Below are 14863 nucleotides of genomic sequence, written 5' to 3'. Positions count from 1 at the left end.
TTTAAATATTACTGTTAAAAAATTTGCGTAAAAATACACATAACTTCAAAAAAATCTACAAAAAACTATTTACTATTTTTTTAATTAACTACCAAAATTCTATAAAATTTTAAAACAATATTAGTATCAAGATGATTTAATGATATTTATTAGTCCTATTAAATAAAGATGAATACAACAGTTTCAAAAATATCTTTAAAATCATAAATAAAAAGAAAAATGCGAATTAAAAAAAACTAAAAATGTTATCTTAAAACATATTAAATTATGTCATTATATCACTACACTATTAATAAATAAAATTTTATCAAATTAACTCGAATAAAAAAATAAACTCTATATAAAAGTATACATTTTATATTTAAATCACAACGTCTTGTTGTATAATTATTAGTCAATACGTTTATACTACCACCCATAAAACTATTTTAAAATTTATTTGACTTAATTAAGATAAAAAAATTCTATTATCTTATTCTAATAATCGGTGTTTCAATATGATAAGAACTACCTGGTTATCTCCTGCCAAAATAAATCTTTTTTTATATATTACAGGGATGCGAAACGATGGTTACCATAATATCCAAACTTTATTTCAATTGTTGAATTACGGAGATATAATATATATTTTTCCTAATAATAGTGGGAATATAAAACTATTAACACATACACCATATATACCTCATTCTAAAAATATCATTATCCATGCAGCAAAATTATTAAAAAAAAAGCACAAAAATTAAAAAATTGCTCACTAAAGTTAGGAGCTAACATTTATATAAATAAAAATATACCAATAGGAGGAGGACTAGGTGGAGGGTCATCTAATGCTGCAACAACATTAATCGCATTAAATAAATTATGGAACACAAAATTTAACATTTCACAATTAGCAAGTTTCGGAAAAAATCTAGGAGCCGATGTTCCTTTCTTTATTATGGGAAGAACGTCCATAGCAGAAGGAATAGGAAATATATTGTATCCTATAACAACCAAAAAAAAATGGTATTTAATAGTTTATCCAAACATTAGAATCTCCACCAAACAAATTTTTTCTCACCCGAAATTAAAAAGAAATTCTCAAAAAAAAAATATTAATTTATTATTAAAAACACCATTTAAAAACGACTGTGAAATACTCGTAAGAAAACAATTCAATAAAATAAACAATTTAATGACCTGGCTATCTCGATATGCACTATTTCGAATTACAGGAACAGGATCTTGTATCTTTTCTGAATTTAATTCCAAAAAGAACGCAATAAAAATTTTTTCTATATTACCTTTAAATGTTCATGGATTTATTACCAATGGTACAAATATTTCAATATTGCATAAACAACTATAATCACATTATTTATTTTAAATCATACTGTAATATTATAAAATTAAAAACTCATATATCTTACATTCTGAGGTTTTCTCGTGCCTGATATGAAATTATTTTCTGGAAATTCTGTTCCAAACTTAGCCAAATCTATTGCTAGTCGATTATACATGAATTTGGGAAACGCATCAGTAGGGCAATTTAGTGATGGAGAAATTAGCGTTCAAATAAATGAAAACGTTCGTGGTAATGATGTATTTATTATTCAATCAACTTGTTATCCTACTAACGATAACCTTATGGAATTAATAGTAATGGTAGATGCCTTAAGAAGAGCATCTGCGGGAAGAATTACTGCTGTAATTCCTTACTTTGGCTATGCAAGACAAGATCGTCGAGTTCGTTCATCTAGAGTTCCAATCACTGCAAAAGTAATAGCCGATTTTTTTTCCAGTATTGGAATAGATCGAGTATTAACAGTAGACCTACACGCTGAACAAATTCAAGGATTTTTTGATGTTCCAGTTGATAATGTATTTGGAAGTTTAATTTTATTAGAAGATATGTTACAAATAAATCTTAAAAATCCCATCATTGTTTCTCCTGATATTGGAGGAGTAGTAAGAGCTAGAGCTATTGCAAAACTACTGCATGATACAGATATGGCTATTATTGACAAACGCAGACCTAATGCTAATGTATCACAAGTTATGAACATCATTGGAGATGTTGCTAATCGCGATTGTATCTTAGTAGATGATATGATCGATACAGGTGGTACATTATGTAAAGCCGCTGAAGCTCTAAAAGATAGAGGAGCTAAACGAGTTTTTGCATATGCAACACATCCAATTTTTTCAGGAAACGCAGCAGAAAATTTAAAAAATTCCAATATTGATGAAGTAATAGTATGTGATACAATTCCATTATCAAAAAACATCAAAATACTTCCTAATGTAAGAACGTTAACATTAGCTGGAATGTTAGCTGAAGCTATTCGTAGAATCAGTAATGAAGAATCTATATCAGCTATGTTTGAACACTAATTTTATATTATTCTATTACATAGAAATACAATATTTTGAGTACAATAAAATTATCATTTTTATTTACTGTACTCAAAAACAGTTACAGGAAGAAATTAGAAAATTGTGTTAACGTTTAAAAAACTAATTTTATAAAAATATTTAAATATATTCTACAATAATATTACATAAAAATACTTTTTATGAAAAGTTTTAAAAACATTTTTATAAAATAATTATAATAAGGAATTAATAATGAACTTTTAAAAAATTTGCTATTTACGAAGAAAGTTGAACATTCTAAAAAAAATAATATTATACAAACAATCAACGTTCCTCTAATAATACCAAAAAAAATTCCTAATATTTGATTCAACACGGATAAATGGAATTGACATAAAAATATTGTTATTACATAATTTAATATCCATTTAATTAGAAATAAGAAAATAAAAAAAATTATAAAATTAATCGTATACCTTATAACTTTATTATAAACATAAATCGAAAAAAAAGAAAAAAAATGATAATACTTAAAATATATATATACCCCTATTACCCAAACAAAAATTGATATAATTTCTTGAAAAAAACCACGAGAAAAACTTATAATAGTAGAAATAAAAATGATTGCTATTGAAATATAATCTATTATATTCATAAAATATTCGTTTTTATTACAATTTTAAAATATTAAATATCTTATATAAATAAATTCATTTATATTTTTAAAACTTTACATATTTCATAAACTGTAAAAAACGATCCAAATACCAAAATAGTATCTATCGCTCTGACAACATTTTGAACTTCCTTCCAAGCACATTCAATACTAGAACACACTTTAGAAATATGTATAGGAAGATGTTGCATAATTTTTTCGGCCGAAATACTACGATATGTATTCAATGTAATACAATACCAAAAATCAACTATCGGCAACAACGGAGTTATAAGACTTGAAACATTTTTTTCTTTTAATACTCCAATTATAGCATATATTTTACCAGTACCTTTTACTTTTATCAGCTTTTTCGATAAAAATTGTGTAGCATGAAAATTGTGAGCAACATCCAAAACTACTTTAGGATTATAAGACAATATTTGAAATCGTCCAAATAATGATACTTTATCAATACAACTTTTAATAATCTGCTTTTTTATGCAAGATATTGATTCAGTAACAGCAGCTAATGCTGTAGCAGTATTAATTAATGAAACTCTAGGAAGTGGTAAATCTAAAAAAAAATGATTTTTACTAATAAAAGCCCAAAAATCGTTGTATTTTTTGTAAAACCAATCCTTATTTATTAATTTAGAATAGACTTCATTTTTTCTAATAATGCATTTTACAATATTTGGAATATGTCTCTCAGAAATAATCGCAATTTTATTTTTACGAAAAATTCCAGATTTTTCAATGCCAATAACATTACGATTTGCTCCTAAAACATTTGAATGATCTATAGCTATATTAGTTATAATAGAAACGTCTGAATTAATAATATTTGTAGCATCTAATCTACCTCCTAAGCCAACTTCTAAAATAATTACATCAAGTTTACTATACTTAAACAAGTATAAAGCCGACAAAGTAATAAAATCATAATAAGTTAAAGATAATGAACCGCATACATTTTTAATTGCAATAAAAGAAGAAACATGTAAGTCGTGTTCTAATTCATATCCATTAATACGTATTCTCTCAGTATATCGAAACATATGCGGAGAAGTATATAATCCTACATGATAACCGAGCTCCAATAACATTTTTTCCAATACAAAACACGTAGTTCCTTTTCCATTAGTACCTCCTACTACATAAACAAATGCATTCAAATGTAATATTCCTAATTTTTTAGCAATAAAAACAACATTTTTAATATCACTACGTTTAACATGTAAATAACATTTTTCAAGATAACTTAACCATTCAAAAAAAGACAAAGACTTAGTTAAACTATTATTCATATACATAAAACCAAAAAAAATTCTTCTATTTTCAAAATAAATAATAAAAAAAATCATACAATATATTTAAATATGTGTAGTAACTAACGTACTTAAATGAAATTAATCTATGATTATAAACTATATAATTTAAATTATTCACATTAATTCTTACCTCAATAAATAATTTTTATGAAATACTACTTTCATAGTACAGTATATTATAAAATATTAATTTAATACCAAAAATAATGCACAATCTTATAAACATATTCTTTAGAAATGTAATTAAACAATATATTAATATAAATACAATATTATTTAATTTCACGTTCATGTTTAACCTATTAAAATAGTCAGTAGGTAACTAAAATTATTTATAAAAAATTAAATACTATATTTAAAAACTTCAAAACATTATTTCATACAATAATTACTATATTAAAATTATTATGATAAAACAGCTAAGATAAAGAAAAAAATAACAAAAAATCAATATCAAACTATATTAAATAACCTAGGTTCAGACCGTGATATCACATTTATTACCATATCTGGAAAAATTCCTAATATTACTATCAACAAAGATATCATAAATAAAAAAAATACATATTTCTTGCTATGAGTATTTAAAATTATTTTTTTTACGCTGCTGTTTGTAACTGGTTTTAAGTATAAAAACGTAATTATCTTTAAATAAGAATATATACCTATCATTGATCCTAATATAAATATCATTCCTAAGAACCACAAATGTTCTTTAATAATTAACGATAACAAATAGAATTTACTAATAAAACCAATAGTAATAGGTATTCCAGACAAAGACAACAACGTAATAGTCATTATGCTTGACAAAACAGGATTATACCAAAACAAACTACGATAACAAGAAATGCAATCAAATTCTAATTTGCAATTTGCGTTAGATATCATACTCATTAATCCAAATATACCAATGTTAGATAACCAATAACTTATTAAATATACTCCAACTACTTCTAAAGAAAAATTAAAATTACTAGAATTTAATAAAGATACTAGTAAATATCCAAACTGAGAAATAGATGAATATCCTAAGAACCTTTTAATACTAGTCTGAAATAATGCCATAATATGTCCAAAAACTATAGAACAACACAACATTATTTCTAATGCAATATTAAAGAAACCTATATTAAAAAACGTTAAAAAAGAAAAAAGTTTAAAAAACAAACTAAAAACTGCAATTTTTGCTGCAGTTGATAAATATATAAGCACTATTGAAGGCGTTCCATTGTAAACATCCGGAGTCCATATATGAAACGGAAATATCGATAATTTAAAAACAAAAGCTACAATAACTAATCCAACACCACATAGCAAAACAATATTTGGATGCGACATTGACATTAATAATTCGTACATTAAACTAAAAAATGTTAAACTTCCTGAAATTGAATATATTAAGGCAATACCAAACAACGCTAAAACTGATACTGTACATGATAAAATCATATATTTTACAGCTGATTCCAAAGAGTGTTTCTTAAAATATGTATATGCAATTAATCCTAACATTGGTAAAGATATTAACTCCATACCAATAAATAAAACAGACATATGATTAGCAATAATTAATGAAATGCAACCAATAGTAGAAAACAACAAAAATAAATAAAATTCTTCATAGTCATAAGGACAATTTTTTAACCATGAATAAGCAAATACGCAAGAAATCATACTCGATAAAACAATCATTGCAATATAAAATAACGAATACTTATCTATATGAAATAATATAGTTACATTAGTTGGTATATTTTTTTGAACAAAATATAAAGATAATAAGGTAAATGATAATCCTATAATAGAACATAAAAAAGTAAAAGCATGATTACGATTATATGCAATAAATAACATTATAACTATTGCAGTTGATAACAAAATTAATAATGGAGAACATGATATTAACTGATTTATAGTGATGATCATCAAAAATTATAACCTTGTAATTAAAATAAAATTAGAAAAAACAGACCGAAGATTATTTAATGGCAATTCAGATATATTCATAATGATATTAGGATACAACCCAATTAATATCAACATTACCAATAATGATACTGATATAAATATTTCACGAAAAGAAGTATATGGCATAATAACTACATCATTAGATCTCGAATGAACACCAAAATATATTTTCTGTATCATCATTAAAGAATATAATGCTGAAATAATTAGAGAAAAAGAAGCAATACTAACTAATAAAATATTGTTTTTAAAAGCTCCAAATAATATCATAAATTCACCTACAAAGTTTCCAGTACCTGGAATACCTAAATTTGCTACCGAAAAAAACAAAGAAAAACCAGGAATCCACTTTATACTAGACCATAATCCACCCATTTTTCGCATATCGCGAGTATGAACACGTTGAAATAATTGACCTATAAGACAGTATAAAGCAGCAGTAGATAATGCATAAGAAATAGTTTGTACAATTACTCCTTGATAAGCTATTTGACTAGCACTATAAATAGCCACTAAAACAAATCCTGAATGTGATATAGATGAATACGCAACCAAACGTTTTATATCAGTTTGAGAAAAAGCAATTAACGCAGTATAAAATATAGTGATAAGTCCCAAAATCATAAAATAACATGCAAATCTAGCTGAAGAATGGGGAAAAAGAAAAATATTAAATCGTAATAAAGCATAAACAGCGGTTTTCAATAATATTCCAGAAATATCCAGAGAACCTGAAATAGGAGAGTAAGTATGAAAATCTGGAAGCCAACCATGAAAAGGAACAATAGGAATTTTTATGGAAAACGCTAAAAAAAATCCTAGCATAATACATGTTTCTAAAAAAAAATTTACATGAACATTATGTAATGCATCATAACTAAAACTTAAGATATGAGTAGAAATGTAATGACAGTGTACTAAAGCAAGTATTGAAAACAACAAAATTAAACCAGAACATTGAGAATACATAAAAAATTTATTAGCAATAATATATCGATTTAAACAAGTTTTCTTATTATCAATTTTATATCCCCAAAATATTATTAAAAAATATGCTGGAAATATCATTACTTCCCAAAAAATAAAAAATAAAAAAAGATCTACAGAGAGAAGAATTCCTATAGAAAAACTTAAAATCCACAACAAATTTAAATAAAAAAATCCTATATTCCTTTTAATTTTATTCCATGAACAAAGTATAGATACAATTCCTAATATGCTAGTCAAAACTAACATTAAAATAGATAAACCGTCAGCAGCTAAATGAAAAGTAATCCCAAATCGTGGTATCCAAGGAGTTTCATATTCAAAATTCCAATGAGATCCATATATACTAGGGACATAAACTGTCAAATCGTAAAACAACAACGAAATAGATAATGCAAACACTATACTCATTAATATCAATGCAATATAATGAGCAATTTTTAAACTATATTGATCGCATAACAAACATAATATTCCACCTAAAAAAGGAACCATAATAAATATAGGAAGCAACATGTTAATTATATTCCTTATTTTAGTTTAGTCGTTTAATAAATTAAACTATATCTATAGTTAAAAAATTAACTTTATTGATTACAACATAAAACTATAAAAATAATTTTATAGTTGTTAAAAAGATCAAGCAACTAAAAACTACTAATACAAGATATGTCCTCAAGCATCCATTATGCACAAATACAAACCAGCGATATAAAATAGGTAATAAATTTTTTGGATAACGAAAAATGATATCAATAGGATCAGGCATAAAAATTTTAGAAACATAAAAATAAGGTTTTACGAACAAAAAATTATATAAAAAATCAAACCTAAATGCATTAAACAACAAAGAATGCATAAAACTTCCGATACTAGTGCATAGTATGTTATTAACAATGTTTTTATTTACAACCCAAAAGTAATAAGATAAAACTATACCCAATAAAGATACAGAACTAAATACGATTTCCAAAAACAAGTTAGAATGAAATAACATTTCTTTAGGAAATACAAAAGATAATGGTAAAATTATGTAAGATTCGATAAAAGTAGAAAATATCATTAATATTATTAATGGAAAATTATGACTAAATTCTTTAGGAGATTGAAATTTTCTCTTCTCTTCTCCATGAAAAACTACAAAAATCATTCTAAACGTATACAATGTAGTTAACAACAAACCTAATAAACCTGATACAAAAAATGCTATATAATCATTTTCCCAAGCAAAAATTAAAATGTCTTCTTTACTATAAAAACCAGAAGTAATAATTGGAAATGACGATAAAGAAGCTCCACCAATCAAGAAAGACATATATAAAAATGGTAATTGATTTTTTAACCCACCCATCTTAAAAATATCTTTTTCGTTTTTTAACAAAAGAATAATAGATCCAGCAGCAAGAAAAAGTAATGCCTTAAAAATAGCGTGAACAATTAAATGTCTAATAGTTAGAGTCCAATTTTGCATACTTAATGCAATAAACATGTAACCAATCTGACTCATAGTAGAATACGCTAATATACGCTTTATATCAATTTGAACTAATGCTGAAAAACTAGAAACAATCAAAGTAGCACTACCTATTATTCCTAAAAGAAACAGTATATTTGGACACAATGAAAAGAAAAAAAAAGTTCGTGTTATTAAATACACTCCAGCAGTTACCATGGTAGCTGCATGTATTAACGCAGACACTGGAGTAGGTCCTACCATTGCATCTGCTAACCACGTGTGCAACGGAATCTGAGCAGATTTTCCAATAGCCCCAATTAACACGAAAAGAGTAATCCATTGCATAAAGTCTAAATGTTCTTTTACTGTAACTGTTTTTAAAATTAATTTTAATTCTTCAAAATTTGTAGTTCCAAACTCTCTATAAATAAAAAATATAGACAATAATAAAAAAATATCTCCCACGCGAGTAATAATAAACCCTTTTAAAGCAGCATAACCAAAATTAACATTTTTAAAATAAAATCCTACTAACAAATAAGAACAAAGCCCAACACCTTCCCAACCTAAAAACATAAATACTAAATTATCAGATAAAACTAATAAAATCATATTAAAAATAAATAAATTCATATACGCAAAAAAATTTGATAATTCATTTTTATGATGCATATACCAAACAGAAAATAAATGAACTAGAAACCCTATACACACTACCATTATTAACATAGTAAGTGATAAACCATCTAATAAAAATCCAAAATTAATTTTAAAATCATCTACAAAAATAAACGTCCATAGTTTTTCAATTAATATATTTTCATTTTGATATAAAAACGTTATACCTAAAAAAATTGAAAATAACATTGATATAAAAATAGATCCAATCGAAATTATTATAATTTGACTATAAGATAATACATCTTTAAAAAAAAGTAGTGCAAGACAACTTATTAACGGAAATAAAATAATTATATGAATAATGTTCATCCATGCATCTCACTTAACTTATCAACATTCAAAGTTTTAAACCGTCGATAGCACTGTACCAAAAGAACTAATCCTATTCCTGATTCTGAAGCTCCTAAAGTCAAAATCAATATATACATTATCTGTCCATCTACTTGATTCCAATAACTACCTACTACTACTAATGCTAAAGCTACTGCATTAATCATAATTTCTAAACTAATCAACATAAATAATACATTTTTATGCATTATTAAAGACATCAAGCCTAAAATCAATAAAACTGAAGACAACATTAAACCGTGAGATAAAGGAATCATAAACAATTTTCCTAAATAATTAATCAAATTTATTATATCTTTTTTTATCTTTTCCAATGTGAAAAACAACTACCAAAGAACTTAACAATAATATCGATGCTAATTCAACAATTAAAACATAGTCATTAAATAATTTTCTACCCACTTCATGCATATCAATAACAACATTAAATAAATATTTATGATTTAAATTAGACAATATAAAAATCATAAAAAATGTTAAAATTAAAAACAAAATAAAAAATATTATTAACTTAATTATAGATTTATCAGATGTTATTGAATAATTAACAAAATCGTCAAAATTAAACATCATAACAATAAACACAAATAGAACCATAATAGCACCAGAATAAATTATTACTTCTAATGCAGCCACAAAAAATGCACCCAATGAAAATAGTACACCTGATATAGATAAAAATGATGTTATCAAATATATCAACGAATGCATTGGATTTCTGCTAAAAATAGTTAATATGGTGAATACAACCGACATAAGTCCAAAAAAATAAAAAGCAACTTCCACGTTATTATCCTCAAGGTAACAATGTTTTTACATCAATAGGATTCGATTCATAATCTAAATTACCTTTCTTTTTTCCTTCTATTTCTACACCTGAAAAGTGATAAAAATCATAATCAGAATATTTTCCTGGCCCTGAAATTAATAAGTCCTCTTTTTCATATACTAAATCTTGTCTTTTGTATTCCGACAACTCAAAATCAGGAATAAGTTGAATAGCAGCTGTTGGACAAGCTTCTTCACATAACCCACAAAATATACATCGAGAAAAATTAATACGAAAAAACTTGGGATACCAACGATTAGTTTTTGAAATAGATTTCTTTAAAGAAATACAACCGACAGGACATGCAACAGCACATAAGTTACAGGCAACACAACGTTCTTCACCATTTAAATTACGAGACAATATCACACGCCCTCTATACCTTGGAGCAAGATAAACAGATTTTTCTGGATACATTATAGTTTCGCGTTTGGAAAATATATTAATAAAAGTTAGCCAAATACTGCGTATTTGGCTAACTAAAATTTTTATAATACTCATATTAATTGATCTCTTACTATGCCTTGCATAACATAAAAAATGCAGTAAATACTAAATTTATTAACGTTAACGGAAAACAAAATTTCCACCCAAATAACATAATTTTATCATAACGAGGTCGAGGTAACGAAGCTCGAATCAAGATAAACAAAAATGCAAAAAACATAGTCTTAAAAATGAACCAGAAAATTGCAGATAAACCAAATCCAAACCAACCTCCAAAAAACATAGTAGTAATTAAACTAGACACTATTATAATGGAAATATATTCTCCAATAAAAAATAAACCAAATTTCATGCCTGAATATTCAATATGATAACCATCCGATAATTCTTGTTCTGATTCAGGCTGATCGAAAGGATGTCTATGACACAAAGCTAAACCTGCTATAAAAAAAGTTACAAAACCAAAAAATTGAGGAATGCAATTCCACAATAGTATCTGACTATTAACAATATCAATCATATTAAAAGATTGTGCACGAGCTACTACTCCCATCAAGGATAAACCTAAAAAAACTTCATATGTTAAAGTTTGTGCTGTAGCTCTAATAGCTCCTAATAATGCATATTTGTTGTTACTAGACCAACCTGCAAATAGAACAGGATATACAGATAATGATGCCATCATTAAAAAAAATAAAATACCTATATCTAAATCAATAATAACAAAATTAGAACTAATAGGTACAATAGCTATAACCAGAAACAAAGACAAAAATGATAATATTGGAGCAAATACAAATATCGCCTTCCTACTAAACATAGGAATCCAGTCTTCCTTAAATAATATTTTAATCATATCTGCTACTATTTGTAATGTTCCTTGCCAACCTACTCTATTAGGTCCATAACGATTTTGTAATAAACCTAATACTCTACGCTCTACAATGCTCATTATTGTTGCGCATATTAAAGTTAAAAATAACACTAAAATAGATTCTATTATTAACACTTTAGTTTCCACAAAAACTTATAAAAAATACAATCATACAGTTATCTTTTGTAAATCTACAACTTTTTTCCTCGATAAAGAAATAGGAAAATTAAAAAAACCTAGAGGCAAACCCAATTGACCAGATGGAATTTTAGAAGAAACATGAATCACAACCATAAACTTCATACCAATACAACTAAATTGTATTTTAGATCCAGATTTAATAAATAAAGAATCGGCATCACATCTATTCATAATTCCTACAACGTCGTTACATACGATATTTTTAATATCTGGAGAGAATTGCGATAATTGTTCACTACCAAATAAAAGATAATATGGACTAATATAATAACCATCATGATTAATACAAACTGGATGATATTCAAACCACGGCATAGACTTATCACAATCATATGTTAATAGATGTTTACCAGAATTTCCACAATATAATTCTCCATTGATTTCTTTTTGAAATTTATTCCATGCTTGTAAAGAATTCCAACCGGGACTCCAAGCAAAAGGTATATAAGAAGAATACTTATAAAACTGCTGACAACCTTCCATAGAAAAAGAAAACATAGAATTTTCATCTTTAGGTTGACTAATTTCATGAACATTAATATTAGATCTAACTGACGTTCTACCACTAAACCGATGTGGAGACCTAGCTAATTTTTGCCCAAAAATTTTAAACGATGAATCAGGGGCTACAAATTTTAACTGTTTAAAAAGATCATGTTCAGAAGACATACTATAAACAACATCATCTAATTTATTCCATATTCGATTCTTATTGTATAATTTACACTCTATATCATGTAACCACTTCCAACTATCTAAAACATGAATGTCATCATTATAAAATTTTGGATCATATACTTGAAAAAAACGTTGAGCCCTTCCTTCATAATTTACAACAGTTCCTGAACTTTCAAAACAATTAGTTGCTGGCAACACTATGGTTCCTTTTGTAACAGTCCTAGTTTTGAGATGATCAATTACTATAGTAGTTTTTACAGCACTAAGTAATTCTATAATTTGAATATTAGACAAATAACGATATAAATCATTTTCTAAAATTATTAAAGAATCACATTGCTTTTTTAAAGTATTATTAATAACACTTTCTAAAGACATACCTCCTAATAATCCAATACCTAAACTATTAGAATTAGATGTTAATAAAATTAATCCTACTTTTTTCTTTTGGTTTTTTAACGCTTTGGCTATGTTATGCGCAGCTTGAATTAGTTCAATACTATTAGAATGAGTGCCTGAAATAATAAGAGCATTATTAGAAGACAATAATGCAAAAACAATTTTATTTATTAATAAAATCATCTTTTTACTTAAATTTCGAACATGAGGAGAATGCTCATCAATTTTATGAGCAATCTCAAAACCTAATTGAACTTGATCATCTATTGTAGAAAAATAAGTTTCTTCAGAAATATCATCTAATTTAGTTTTATAAACGTTGGTAATAAATAGCTTATATCTCAAATTTTGTGAAATATTTTTAATAGCTAACGTATGCCATTTGGGAATGTTATTAACTTTTGCTACCTCTCTAGATTTTCCTTTTACTGCCTGTCGAATAGATAACGCCATCATAGGAGACGTTTGCGTAACATCCTCTCCCAAAATAAGAATTACATCATAATCCTCTATTTCTTTTAATGTAGGTATACAAATTCCACTATTTGTAACAATTTTTGTGATCAATTGTATACAATCTAATTCTTTTTGTAACAGTCCTGCCGAAAAATTCTCCGATCCAACCAGCTTTTGAAGAGCATAATTACTTTCCAAACTAGCACGGCTAGAACCAATTCCTATTATTCTAGACGAAGATGTTAAATACTTTGTTATTAATTTTACAGAATCATCTAAATTATACAAAACACGTTCTTGATTTTCGATTCGATGAATGGAATATTTAGGTCTATCTTTTAAATTAGAATAACCATAACTAAATCGACCCAAATCACATAAAAAATAACGATTGATGTTCCCATGATATCGATTTTCTACTTTACATATCTCTCCATATTTTTCACCCACACTGATATTACATCCAATACAACAATGTTGACAAATACTCGGAGCATATTGCAAATCCCACTTTCTTACATATGTTTTTGATTGAATTTTATCAGTAAAAACTCCAGTAGGACAAACATCAATTAAATTTCCAGAAAATTCACTATCTAATGATCCTTCTTCAAATCGCCCGAAATAAACATTATTACTAATTCCATATACTCCAAAATCAGTACCATCAGCATAACCTTTATAATAATGAATACATCTATAACAAGCAATGCATCGATTCATTTCATGTTTAATAAAATGACCTAAATATTGGTTTTTATGAGTTCTTTTTAAAAACCTATATCGACGAACATAATGTTTATTCATAACAGTCATATCCTGAAGATGACAACTTCCACCTTCTTCGCAAACGGGACAATCATGTGGATGATTAGTCATTAAAAGTTCAGTAATACCTTTTCTAAAATTTGCTACTTCACTATCATTAACAGAAACAATCAATCCATTTGTAATAGGGGTCATACAAGATACTACTAATCTACCAATTTTATCTTCAAAACTATGATATTGTTTAACCATACACTGACGACATGCACCAAAACTTCCTAATACGGGATGCCAACAAAAATACGGTATATCAAACCCAAGAGATAAACAAGTGTGTAATAAATTCTCTGAATCACTGACATTATATTCTTTATTATCTATGAAAATTATAGCCATAAACTAATCTTTATTTCCATTC

10 protein-coding genes and 1 pseudogene are annotated in these 14863 nt (G+C 26.2%); 2 read left to right on the top strand and 9 right to left on the bottom strand.

Annotated elements, in window-relative coordinates; translation table 11 throughout:
* The first annotated feature begins 500 nt into the window (after positions 1-500).
* Positions 501-1348: pseudogene (gene ispE, locus U0T59_00780) on the top strand (4-(cytidine 5'-diphospho)-2-C-methyl-D-erythritol kinase).
* A 77-nt stretch (positions 1349-1425) separates the two neighbouring features.
* Entirely contained in the window at positions 1426-2373 is a 948-nt protein-coding gene (locus U0T59_00775) for a ribose-phosphate pyrophosphokinase (GenBank protein XBC43464.1), read from the top strand.
* 699 nt (positions 2374-3072) lie between these two features.
* Here U0T59_00775 and folC read toward each other — a convergent pair.
* The 9 genes from folC to nuoG form a co-directional block, all read right to left on the bottom strand.
* Entirely contained in the window at positions 3073-4323 is a 1251-nt protein-coding gene (folC, locus tag U0T59_00770; GenBank protein XBC43463.1) for a bifunctional tetrahydrofolate synthase/dihydrofolate synthase, read from the bottom strand.
* A 477-nt stretch (positions 4324-4800) separates the two neighbouring features.
* Positions 4801-6276, bottom strand: a complete 1476-nt coding sequence (locus U0T59_00765) for an NADH-quinone oxidoreductase subunit N (protein XBC43462.1) — start codon at positions 6274-6276, stop codon at positions 4801-4803.
* Between the two features lie 6 nt (positions 6277-6282).
* The gene (gene nuoM / locus U0T59_00760; GenBank protein XBC43461.1) at positions 6283-7821 is read right to left on the bottom strand and encodes an NADH-quinone oxidoreductase subunit M; all 1539 of its coding nucleotides are present in this window, start codon (positions 7819-7821) and stop codon (positions 6283-6285) included.
* A gap of 91 nt (positions 7822-7912) precedes the next feature.
* The gene (gene nuoL, locus U0T59_00755) at positions 7913-9751 is read right to left on the bottom strand and encodes an NADH-quinone oxidoreductase subunit L (protein XBC43460.1); all 1839 of its coding nucleotides are present in this window, start codon (positions 9749-9751) and stop codon (positions 7913-7915) included.
* Positions 9748-10050 (bottom strand): NADH-quinone oxidoreductase subunit NuoK, encoded by a 303-nt coding sequence (nuoK, locus tag U0T59_00750; GenBank protein ID XBC43459.1) that lies wholly within the window; start codon positions 10048-10050, stop codon positions 9748-9750. Before nuoK ends, nuoL begins: the two co-directional genes overlap by 4 nt.
* Before the next feature lie 19 nt (positions 10051-10069).
* Positions 10070-10579 carry an NADH-quinone oxidoreductase subunit J gene (locus U0T59_00745; protein XBC43458.1) on the bottom strand — a complete coding sequence of 170 codons (510 nt, stop codon included), beginning with the start codon at positions 10577-10579 and terminating at the stop codon, positions 10070-10072.
* A 10-nt stretch (positions 10580-10589) separates the two neighbouring features.
* Positions 10590-11123 carry an NADH-quinone oxidoreductase subunit NuoI gene (nuoI, locus tag U0T59_00740; protein XBC43457.1) on the bottom strand — a complete coding sequence of 178 codons (534 nt, stop codon included), beginning with the start codon at positions 11121-11123 and terminating at the stop codon, positions 10590-10592.
* Positions 11124-11139: 16 nt separating this feature from the next.
* Positions 11140-12090: an NADH-quinone oxidoreductase subunit NuoH gene (gene nuoH, locus U0T59_00735; protein ID XBC43456.1), complete on the bottom strand. Its 951-nt coding sequence runs from the start codon at positions 12088-12090 to the stop codon at positions 11140-11142.
* Between the two features lie 21 nt (positions 12091-12111).
* Entirely contained in the window at positions 12112-14841 is a 2730-nt protein-coding gene (gene nuoG, locus U0T59_00730; protein ID XBC43455.1) for an NADH-quinone oxidoreductase subunit NuoG, read from the bottom strand.
* Positions 14842-14863 lie beyond the last annotated feature (22 nt).

This window comes from Buchnera aphidicola (Meitanaphis flavogallis) (genome assembly GCA_039830035.1).
Lineage (GTDB): Bacteria > Pseudomonadota > Gammaproteobacteria > Enterobacterales > Enterobacteriaceae > Buchnera_B > Buchnera_B aphidicola_AZ.
The sequence above is the reverse complement of the archived record's forward strand: the minus strand, read 5'-3'. Positions and strand labels throughout refer to the sequence as shown.

Coding starts and splice junctions, on each gene's coding strand:
- nuoM (XBC43461.1), bottom strand. CDS start 7,821: ATGTTGCTTCCTATATTTATTATGGTTCCTTTTTTAGGTGGAATATTA.
- nuoK (XBC43459.1), bottom strand. CDS start 10,050: ATGATTCCTTTATCTCACGGTTTAATGTTGTCTTCAGTTTTATTGATT.
- folC (XBC43463.1), bottom strand. CDS start 4,323: ATGAATAATAGTTTAACTAAGTCTTTGTCTTTTTTTGAATGGTTAAGT.
- nuoL (XBC43460.1), bottom strand. CDS start 9,751: ATGAACATTATTCATATAATTATTTTATTTCCGTTAATAAGTTGTCTT.
- U0T59_00765 (XBC43462.1), bottom strand. CDS start 6,276: ATGATCATCACTATAAATCAGTTAATATCATGTTCTCCATTATTAATT.
- nuoG (XBC43455.1), bottom strand. CDS start 14,841: ATGGCTATAATTTTCATAGATAATAAAGAATATAATGTCAGTGATTCA.
- nuoI (XBC43457.1), bottom strand. CDS start 11,123: ATGAGTATTATAAAAATTTTAGTTAGCCAAATACGCAGTATTTGGCTA.